Origin of the sequence: Arthrobacter sp. cf158, assembly GCF_900106835.1 — a bacterium.
Classification (GTDB): domain Bacteria; phylum Actinomycetota; class Actinomycetes; order Actinomycetales; family Micrococcaceae; genus Arthrobacter.
On sequence record NZ_FNNR01000001.1, the window covers coordinates 650,128 to 656,515 of the forward strand.

General features: G+C 64.1%; 5 protein-coding genes and 1 pseudogene. 4 read left to right on the forward strand and 2 right to left on the reverse strand.

Annotated elements, in window-relative coordinates; genetic code table 11:
- Positions 1-375, forward strand: a pseudogene (locus BLW08_RS02880) (signal peptidase I); the annotation flags it as partial.
- Positions 368-766, forward strand: coding sequence for an Hpt domain-containing protein (locus BLW08_RS02885; protein ID WP_090826455.1), 399 nt, complete (start codon positions 368-370; stop codon positions 764-766). The pseudogene BLW08_RS02880 and the gene BLW08_RS02885, both read left to right, overlap by 8 nt.
- Before the next feature lie 4 nt (positions 767-770).
- Here the strand turns inward: BLW08_RS02885 and BLW08_RS02890 are convergent, their stop codons facing one another.
- A complete protein-coding gene (locus tag BLW08_RS02890) occupies positions 771-2,102 on the reverse strand; it encodes an MFS transporter (RefSeq protein ID WP_091323259.1) in 1,332 nt (443 codons plus the stop codon).
- 149 nt (positions 2,103-2,251) lie between these two features.
- On the opposite strand from BLW08_RS02890, the gene BLW08_RS02895 reads away from it, so the two are divergent.
- Entirely contained in the window at positions 2,252-2,992 is a 741-nt protein-coding gene (locus BLW08_RS02895) for an IclR family transcriptional regulator (protein ID WP_091323262.1), read from the forward strand.
- Between the two features lie 117 nt (positions 2,993-3,109).
- Complete coding sequence (locus BLW08_RS02900; RefSeq protein WP_091323263.1) at positions 3,110-4,297, forward strand: 4-hydroxybenzoate 3-monooxygenase; 1,188 nt, start codon at positions 3,110-3,112, stop codon at positions 4,295-4,297.
- 487 nt (positions 4,298-4,784) lie between these two features.
- Here the strand turns inward: BLW08_RS02900 and BLW08_RS02905 are convergent.
- Positions 4,785-6,388 (reverse strand): HNH endonuclease signature motif containing protein (locus BLW08_RS02905; RefSeq protein WP_091323265.1); only part of this gene is annotated, 1,604 nt, incomplete at its 5' end.

Sequence of the window (6,388 nt, forward strand, 5' to 3'; positions counted from 1 at the left end):
ACCGACGTCAAAGTAGGCGACATCATCACCTACCACATCCCCGTCGAAGACCAACGCGTCGAAACCCACCGCATCACCAACATCACCACCACCGCCGACGGCGGCATCGCCGTCCAAACCAAAGGCGACGCCAACAACGGCATCGACCCCTGGATCGCCACCCTCCAAGGCAAAACCGTGGACAAGCAAATCGCCACCATCCCCTACGTCGGCAACGCCATCCGCGCCCTCCGCGAACCCCTGGTCATGAACACCCTCATGTACGGCGCACCCGCCATCCTGGTCATCGGAATGCTCACCTCCATCTGGACCAAAAACCCCAACAAGACAGCCCCGGAAGGCGCCGCAGAGCCCCAGGCAGCACGCGGTGAGTGAGGACACCGGGACTCCGGCCCTGGAACCGTGCCGGTTGCAGACCCTGGCTGACGATTTGGGAGACTCCCAGCCGGCGTTGCGTTTCCTGTCCACCTACCTGTCCATGCTGCCCGGCCGGATCCTCCGGATCTCCAACGGCCTGTGCCAGCACGACGCCGACGCCAGCATGGACGCCATCCTGAGCCTCAGGATTTCATCGGCCATGGTGGGTGCGCTGGAGACAGAGGACCAGTGCCGGGCCATTGAGACGATGATCAAGGAAGACCACTTCGACTGGGCCGTCCAGGCCCTTCCGGCACTCCGGAACTCGACGGACAGGTGCTTTGCAGCCGGACCCCGACTGCTGGGGAGGGCGGAGACATCGCTGTGCCCCATGCCGGACCTCCCGTAAGGGTCTAGCGGTGGGCGGGCACTCCTGGTTCAGAGGTCTTGACCTCGTGCGGGACCATGAACAGGGCGGCCACTGCCAGCACACCCGCAGCGGCAAAGACGTAGAACCCGGCGGGATAGGCGATGTTCGCAGCCACCAACGTTCCCGTCACAGCAGGACCAACAATGGCACCGATCCGGCCCACTCCAGCGGCAAAGCCAAGCGCTGTTCCGCGGAGTCGGGCCGGAAACAGTTGGCTGACCCAGGCATATACAAGTACCTGGGAACTGAAAACGAAGACCCCCGTGACGAACACGGCAGCGTTGAGCAGGAATTCGTTCTGGATCTTGACGCTCAGAATCGCAAGGAACACCGCCGACAACCCGAACCACAGCAACACGATCTTCTTGGTCCCATGCTTGTCGGCAAGGATTCCGGCCAGGAACAGCCCCGCCACGGCGCCGAGGTTGAGGACCAGCAGCAAAGTCAGCCCTGTGCTCACGGGGTATCCGGCGGCTGCCATCAGCTGCGGCAACCACGTGTTCAGTCCGTACACCAGCAGCAGTCCCATGAAAGACGCGATGCCGATGCCCACAGCAACCATGGGGTACGGCTTCTGCAGCAGGTCGCGGAACCCGGACTTGGGGACCGCAGTTTCGGAAGCGGCAGTATTGGAAGCTGCAGACTTGGAGGCACCTTCTGCTGCGCGGCCAGGCTCTGTTGCGCGTCCGACGCCGGTATCTGCCTTCGTGGCTTCGCCCGCCGTGGCGGGGGCTGCTTCGGGGAGGGACTCGGGCAGCTTGATCCACAGGAAAGGCAGGAGCACCAGCCCGGCCGCGCCACCGATGATGAACATGAGCCGCCAGTTGGGCACGATGAGGATGGCCAGCAACGCGGTGGCCACGGCACCTACGTGGTAGCCGGTCATGGTCCGGGTGGTGGACTTGCCTGCTGATCCGGCGGGGGCGTAGTCGTTCATGTACGCCAGGGCCGCCGGCAGGCACGCGCCCAAACCAAGTCCGGCCAGCAAACGCAGAACTGAGAAAACAGCCACGTTCGGGGCGAAGGCGACGCCGATGGTGAACAGCGAGAAGCCTGCAACACAGGCGATGAGTAGTTTGCGTCGTCCGAACTTGTCGGAGAGCGGCGCGATGAAGAGTGCACCCAGGCCCACGCCCACCAAGGAAATGGTGGCAGCGAAGGTAGCGCCGACTGCGTCGAATCCGAGCTCTCCGGTCTTGATCAGTGTTGGGATCACGGTACCCAGGACCACCAGGTCAAAGCCGTCCAGGACCATGGCAAGCCAACAGAGCCAGACGGGCCATTGTGAGCGGCGGGCAGATGACAACGTTGGCATAGCGACCTCGGTACTTCTTTGTGATGGTTCCGGACCGCCAGAACGGCCGGTCGGTTATGAGAGTTGTATCACCGCGGGCTGTTGCGTGGCACACGTTCTACCATTGAACGGAAGGCTCCTCCTTGGCGCCCGTCATAAAGGAGCGCATTGTGGCCAATTCAGCATCCGGCGATTCAGTGGTAGATCGCGTGGTACGGGTGATTGAGGCCTTCCCCGAAGGGGTGACATCACTGCAGCTGACCGAACTCGCGGACCGGGCGGAACTCCCGTTGTCTTCAGCTCACAGGCTGGTCCGGCAGCTCTCTGAGCATGGACTGTTGGATCTGGGCGCCGGCGGAACTGTGCGTCTTGGCCTGCGCTTGTGGGAACTCGTCAACCGAAACTCACCCACGTTGGCCCTCCGGCAGGCGGCCATGCCTTTCATGGAGGATATTCAGCAGGTCCTCAACCAGAATGTGAACCTGGCAGTGCTCGACGGCTGGGAGGCGCTGTTCGTGGAGCGGCTTTCGCGGCGGGGATCTGTGGCAAACCGTGCACGGATCGCCGGCCGGATGCCGGTTCACATCACCTCCGCCGGGGTGGCGTTGATGTCACACCAGCCGCGCGAGCTGCAGGCGGAGTACCTCGAACAGTTCCATGACCCATCCGGAAAGGTCACGGCCGACGTCGTGCGCCATTACCTGGCCGAAGCCGCCCAGCAGGGGTATGCACAACTGGCGGGCGTGGTGGATCCGGACACATGGGGCATCGCTGTCCCGGTGCTCAATGGCAAGCGCCGCACGGTGGCGGCACTGGGTGTCGTGGTCCCGCTGGCGGAGATGCGGCTGCAGGCGCTGGTTCCCGCGCTCCAAACAGCTGCGCGAGGGATAGGGCGTCAACTGGGCGACTAACTCCGGCTTCCGTTCAACGGAATTCTTGTAACGCCAATCACTCATGGCGGGCCACACTGATTGCAGATTCATCCCGCTTCCCAGCAAGCCGGGATCCGCAACGAAGCGAGGAAAACCATGGCACGCACGTCTATCACCACCCAAGTAGCCATCATGGGCGCAGGCCCCGCCGGACTGATGCTCTCCCACCTCCTGGCCCGTCAGGGCATCGAGTCCGTGGTGGTCGAAATCCGCAGCCGCAAGGACATCCAGGAGACGGTCCGGGCAGGCATTCTGGAGCACGGCACCGTGAACCTGTTGGTGGATTCCGGTGTTTCGGACCGGGTGCTCCGCGAAGGGGACCGGCACGATGGCATTGAGTTGCGCTTCAACGGCGAAAGCCACCGCATCAACTTCAAGGAACTCGTGGGCGAATCTGTGTGGTTGTATCCGCAGACCGACGTGTTCGTGGACCTCGCCGCCCGCCGCGAGGCCGACGGCGGCGACGTTCGGTACAGCGTCACCGACACCACCGTGCATGACCTCGAAGGCAAACCGAAGGTGTGGTTCACGGATGCTGATGGCCAGGAGTTCGAGATTCAGGCCGACTTCCTGGTAGGGGCGGACGGCTCACGCAGCCACTGCCGCTTCCAGATCCCCGAGGCCAACCGCAAGTGGTACTTCCACGAATACCCGTTCGCTTGGTTTGGCATCCTCGCCGAAGCTCCGCGCAGCGCCGACGAGCTGATCTACGCCAACTCCGAGAATGGCTTCGCCCTGATCAGCCAGCGCACCGAGACCGTTCAGCGCATGTACTTCCAGTGCGACCCCAAGGAGAACGTGGCCGACTGGGACGACGAACGGATCTGGTCCGAATTCCGGAAGCGCGTCAACGGCAACGGGTTTGAGCTCAAGGAAGGACCCGTCCTGGAAAAGATGGTCCTGCCGTTCCGCAGCTTCGTCCACACCCCCATGCGCCACGGCAATCTGTTCCTGGCCGGCGACGCCGCCCACACCGTTCCACCCACCGGCGCCAAGGGCCTCAACCTGGCCATTCACGACGTCAAGGTTCTCTTCGAAGGCCTGGATTCCTTCTATTCCAACGGTTCCACGGCACTGCTGGACTCCTACAGCGACCGCGCACTGGACCGGGTGTGGAAGGCCCAGCATTTCTCCTACTGGATGACCTCCATGCTGCACACCGTTCCCGGCGCCGATGACTTTGACAGGGCCCGCCAACTCGGCGAGCTGCACTCTGTGGTCACGTCCGAACATGCCAAGGCGTACCTCGCAGAGTCGTACACGGGCTGGCCCACCTCGCGCTAAAACTGGCCCGGCTTGCCATCTTTTCGGGTGACGACGAGGTGGTAGCCGCAGCTGGGGAACGCTTGATATTCCAACAAGCCAGCGCCCGACCACGTTGAGTCTCCCCGCGGAGGCTGATTGTCGTCGGGCGCGCTGCTTTAACGGCGTTGGACGTCTGGCCGAGCCGAATAGTTTCGGCGCAAGCATTGTCTCGCCGCATGCATTGTCTCGCCGCAATATGGATCCGATCAGTGCCGCCCCGCGCTCGTGGCCACTGGGAACTGTGCACCGTATGGTCGGGGCCTAAGTATGGACCGGGCAAATGCATGGCTTGGGCCTATATATGGACCGGGCATCATGGCGGGCCGCCCGCGCGGCATGTCTCGCTGTGCGAATGAGCTCAATGCAGCCGGAAGATGCCGACGAAGAGCACGGCAGTGCCCAAGTTCCTCACACTGGATGACTCCGAAGTGGAGCGTTCCTCACCGCTCCCGTTCCCGGCACGTGTTTATGTTCGGTGGGGTGTGTGGTGGTGGTTGCGTCGGGGTGTTTGGTGGGGGTCGATGTGGGGTGGGGGGATGAACCAGGGGATTCCGGTGGTGAGGGTGATTCGCCATTGTTCTTTGTGGATGAGGTGGTGGTGGTGGCTGCAGAGGAGGGTGCCGTTTTCGGTGCTTGTGGTGCCGCCGTGGGACCAGTAGGTGATGTGGTGGGCTTCGCACCAGGGTGCGGGCATGGTGCAGTCGGGGAAGGCGCAGCCGCCGTCGCGGGCGGTGATGGCTTTGCGGATGTGGGGCGGGAAGATGCGGGTGGTGCGTCCGATGTCCAGGACGCGGCCTTGGCTGCCGAGCAGGACGGGGATGATGTCGGCGTCGCAGGCGATTTTGCGGATGGTGTTGGGGTGTAGCGGGCCGGTGAAGGTCGCTGTTCCGGAGCTGAGCGGGTTCGGGCCCGTGCCGGTGTGGCCGGTGTGGTTGGGCTTGTTGTGGTGGGTGAGTTGTTCGAAGAGGTGGCGGTGGTCGATGGTGACGGTGAGTTGGGGTCGGAGTCCGCCGTTGGAGGGTAGTTTCCCGGTGCTCATCGCGAGGGCGCAGGCGCCGACGAGGCCGTTGAGGAGTTTCTGGGCGCGGGTGCGTCGGTCCAGGTCCGGTCCGGTGGGGCCGTGGGCTGCTGCATGCGTGCCCGTTCCTGTGGGGGTGGTTCCGGTGGGGGTTCCGTCGTCCGGGGTGTGACCGGGTTCTGTGGTGTCGCTGGGTTCGGTGGTGTGACTGGGTTCTGGTGTGGTGAGGCGGGGGTTGGTGGCGGTGTTCATGGCGGTGGTGAGGGTTTCGATTTGTTCGTCGGTGGCGAAGATTTCGAGGTGGTGGAGTCCGTGGCGGCGTCGGCGGCGCAGGAACGCGCCTTGGAGTTGGCGGAGGGCTTCTTCTGAGGGTTCCGGGCCGTCTTGGTCGATTCTGTCGGACCAGGCTTTGGCCATTTTGGCGACGAAGTCGGGGTCGGTTTCCTTCGCGGTGGTGGTAAGGGCTTGTTCCATCAGGGTGATGGTGTCGTCGTCGGTGAGGTGGCGGGTTTTGTCCAACGCGGCACTGATGATGGTCGCGGAGCGGGACGGGAGCAGGGCTGAGGAGTGGGCGTCGGCGAGGATCTCGCGGCGGGCGGGGATGTGCTGGCCGGTCATTCCTGTCTGGGGTAGGACGTCGTTGGCGAGGGCGAGCCGGCGGCGGGCTTCGCTGATGCTGATCCTTAGCCGGGCGCGCAGGAATTCGGCGGCGTTCCGGTACCCGTCGTCCAAGGGACTGGCCGGGCTCCCGGCCTTCGCGGCACCGGCACTACCCGCCACCCAGGCGGCTGCGCCCGGTGTGGCTGCACTGTGTGTACCCGTGGCTGCGCCCGGTTGGGCTGCGCTGTATGTACCCATGGCTGCGCCCGGCTGGGCTGCGCCCAACGCCACAGAGTCGACCGGGTTGTCCGCACCCACGGCCGGTTCAGCCCATCCAGTCCGCCACTCCGGCGCTGCAGATGACGACCCTCTCTGCGCGTTCTGCGCCTCGTTCCGGGTCCGTTCGACGGCTTGGGCCGCCACCACCTGCAAGTACTCCAGAACCCGGGCAA

Coding starts and splice junctions, on each gene's coding strand:
- BLW08_RS02900 (WP_091323263.1), top strand. CDS start 3,110: ATGGCACGCACGTCTATCACCACCCAAGTAGCCATCATGGGCGCAGGC.
- BLW08_RS02890 (WP_091323259.1), bottom strand. CDS start 2,102: ATGCCAACGTTGTCATCTGCCCGCCGCTCACAATGGCCCGTCTGGCTC.